The sequence below is a fragment of the Bradyrhizobium sp. genome (genome assembly GCF_049512235.1).
Classification (GTDB): domain Bacteria; phylum Pseudomonadota; class Alphaproteobacteria; order Rhizobiales; family Xanthobacteraceae; genus Bradyrhizobium.
Genome location: NZ_JBEKXH010000616.1, coordinates 1 through 3,380, shown reverse-complemented (window position 1 = coordinate 3,380; position 3,380 = coordinate 1). Strand labels below are relative to the sequence as shown.

The following is a 3,380-nucleotide window of genomic DNA, read 5'->3' as shown; positions in this document are numbered from 1 at the left end:
CGGCGCGAAAGCTGGTTTGCTTCGCTAACACCAAAAGAAAGCCCGTTACAAGCAGGGCGCCCACAAGGGGCGCCCCTACGCCAAATCGATATTCTTGTAGGGGCGACCCTTGTGGTCGCCCTCCTTGGGCGCCCCGGCAAGCCTTTCATCCGAGCGGCTCGGGCGAGGCCCGGTGTTAAACGCAATGACGATCTCAGATTATTTTTTCGTGGCTGCTTGAAAAGTGAATCAGAAATTCGCACCATGCGTAGGGTGGGCAAAAGGCGCTCTTGCGCCGTGCCCACCATCTTTAAAGCGTTGGGCACGCTTCGCTTTGCCCACCCTACCATTGAAGCCCGGGCTTGTTTTGCGTCAGTTAATTTTGGAACCTCGACGGCTATTGCAGGTTTCGGTAGCGGGGTTTCTCATGCGCTTGGCGCCGCCGCTCGATTTCGAAGGGTCTGATCGTGCCATCGAAAAACCTCACCATTTATCGCAAGAAGCGCGATTTCGAAAAAACCGCGGAGCCGCGCGGCGACACCGCGGTGGCGCCGTCCAAACGCCGCCGCTTCGTGATCCAGAAACACGCCGCGACGCATCTGCATTACGACCTCAGGCTCGAGTTCGACGGCGTCTTCAAATCCTGGGCGGTGGCAAAAGGTCCCTCGCTCGATCCGCATGACAAGCGGCTGGCGGTCGAGGTGGAGGATCATCCGCTGGATTACGGCGATTTCGAAGGCACGATCCCGAAGGGCGAGTATGGCGGCGGCACCGTGCAGCTCTGGGACCGCGGCTATTGGGAGGCCGGCGATCCCGAAGCAGGCTTCAGGAAGGGCGATCTGAAATTCACCTTGTACGGCGACAAGCTCGGCGGCAGCTGGGTGCTGGTGCGGATGCGCCATGACCGCGACGGCGGCAAGCGCACCAACTGGCTACTCATAAAGCATCGCGACGATTTCGCCAGAGAAGGCAAAGCCAACAAGATCCTGGATGAAGATCAATCCGTTGCCTCGGGCCGGACCATGGACCAGATCGCCGCCGGCAAAGGCCGGGCGCCCAAACCGTTCATGTTGGCAAAATCCAGGCGCGCCAATGCCGATGCCGTCTGGCATTCGAACCGCGGCGATGCCGTGATATCGTCGGCTGCGCCCGCGAAGGAGCCGGCAGGCCGGAGAGCGGCCGCGATGCCGGATTTCGTCGCGCCGCAGCTTTGCACCGGGGTTGACCGGCCGCCCAGCGGCGAGGGGTGGTGCCACGAGATCAAATTCGACGGCTACCGGATGCAACTGCGCGTCGAGGACGGAAAGGCCACGCTGAAAACCCGCAGCGGTCTCGACTGGACCGGCAAATTCCAGGCCATCGCCAACGAGGCGGCCCGGCTCCCCGATGCCCTGATCGACGGCGAGGCCGTCGCCCTCGATCCCCATGGCGTGCCGGATTTTTCCGCACTGCAGGCTGCGCTTTCCGACCGCGATAGCGACGAGCTGATCTTTTTTGCATTCGATCTCTTGTTCGCCGCCGGCGAAGATCTGCGCCACCTGCCGCTTTCCCTGCGCAAGGCGCGGCTGAAAACACTGCTGGAGGCGCGGCGAGCGACGAGGGCCAGACTGATCCGTTACGTCGAGCATTTCGAGGGCGGCGGCGAGGCGGTGCTGCAATCGGCCGGCCAGCTGTCGCTGGAGGGCATCGTCTCGAAGAAGCTTGGCGCCCGCTATCATTCGGGCCGTTCGGAGAGCTGGACCAAGACAAAATGCCGCCCCGGACATGAGGTCGTGCTGGGGGGATGGAAAACCACCAACGGCAAATTCCGCTCGCTGATGGCCGGCGTCCAGCGCGGCGATCATCTCGCCTTTGTCGGGATGGTCGGCACCGGTTTCGGGCAGGACACGGTGCGGCGGATCATGCCGGCGCTGAAGGCCGCGGCCTCCGAGGACAATCCGTTCGGCGGCAAGGACGCGCCGCGCAAGACCCGCGACGTGCACTGGTTGAAACCCGAACTGGTGGCCGAAATCGAATTCGCAGGCTTTACCGATGCCGGAAACATCCGGCAAGCTGCCTTCAAGGGACTGCGTCAGGACAAGCCCGCCTCCGAGGTCAGGGCGGAAAGGCCGGCCATGACCGACATTGCAAAACCCGTAAGCACCAAGACCGCGAGCAAGCCGGGCAAAGCGCGGATCCTGTCGGCCGCGAGCAAGTCCTCCGAGGTCATGGGCGTCGTCATCTCGAAACCCGACAAGGAGCTGTGGCCGGACGGCGGCGACGGCAAGGGGGTGACAAAACTCGATCTCGCCCGCTATTTCGAGGCGGTGGGCGGCTGGATGATCGGCCATCTGAAGGGCCGGCCATGCTCCGTCGTGCGCGCGCCCGACGGCATCAACGGCGAAAAATTCTTTCAGCGCCACGCCATGCCCGGGACTTCCAGCCTGCTCGAACTGATAAAGGTGTCCGGCGATCGCAAGCCATATCTGCAGATCGATCGCGTCGAGGGTCTGGCGGCGGTGGCGCAGGCAGGCGGCCTCGAACTGCATCCCTGGAATTGCGCGCCGGATGCGCCTGACATACCGGGCCGGCTGGTGTTCGATCTCGATCCGGCGCCGGACGTCGCATTTTCGGATGTGGTCGAGGCCGCCAAGGCCATGCGGCAGCATCTTAGGGATGTCGGCATCGAGAGCTTTTGCAAGACCACCGGCGGCAAGGGACTTCACGTGGTGGCGCCGCTGGCGTACGGCGTCCGGGACAGGGTAGGCTGGAAAGAGGCAAAAGCCTTCGCGCAGGGCGTTTGCCAGCGTCTCGCCGACGAAAATCCCGAGCGCTATCTGCTCAACATGTCAAAGCAGCTGCGCACGGGGAAGATCTTCCTCGATTACTTGCGCAACGACCGCATGGCGACCGCGGTCGCGGTGTGCTCGCCGCGCGCCCGCGACGGCGCCACGGTCTCGATGCCGCTGACCTGGGCGCAGGTCCGCGGCGATCTCGATCCGACACGCTATACCGTCCGCACCGCGCCGGCGCTGCTCGCCAAAACCAGGGCGTGGCAGGATTACGATGCGGCCGCATGCTCGATCAAGGCCGCGATCAAGAAGCTCGGCACGCGGAAATGACCGGGTGCGATGCAGCCAAGGGATCAAAGCCTGCCGAGCAATAGCAGGATCAGTAAAATAACGATGATGAGGCCGAGGCCGCCGCCACCATAATAGCCGGTGCCGTAGAACGGACCGCCGCCGATGCCAGAGAAGCCACCAAGGAGGGCGATCACCAGGATGATAAGGATGATGGTTCCGATTGACATAGGGTTTCCTCCAGCCCGGCAGACGGCAACTGTTGCTCTGCATCGACCAATGAACAAATGGGAACCCGGAAAGTTCCAAGGTTCCGCCGGCCGAGATTCAGGGTCCTCTTTT

2 protein-coding genes are annotated in these 3,380 nt (G+C 63.0%); one reads left to right on the top strand and one right to left on the bottom strand.

The features are described 5' to 3' along the window. The first annotated feature begins 446 nt into the window (after positions 1-446). Positions 447-3,080, top strand: a complete 2,634-nt coding sequence (gene ligD / locus ABSG20_RS32750; protein ID WP_423868589.1) for a DNA ligase D — start codon at positions 447-449, stop codon at positions 3,078-3,080. A gap of 23 nt (positions 3,081-3,103) precedes the next feature. Here ligD and ABSG20_RS32745 read toward each other — a convergent pair whose 3' ends face one another. After that, entirely contained in the window at positions 3,104-3,268 is a 165-nt protein-coding gene (locus ABSG20_RS32745; RefSeq protein ID WP_291565910.1) for a DUF3309 family protein, read from the bottom strand. Positions 3,269-3,380 lie beyond the last annotated feature (112 nt).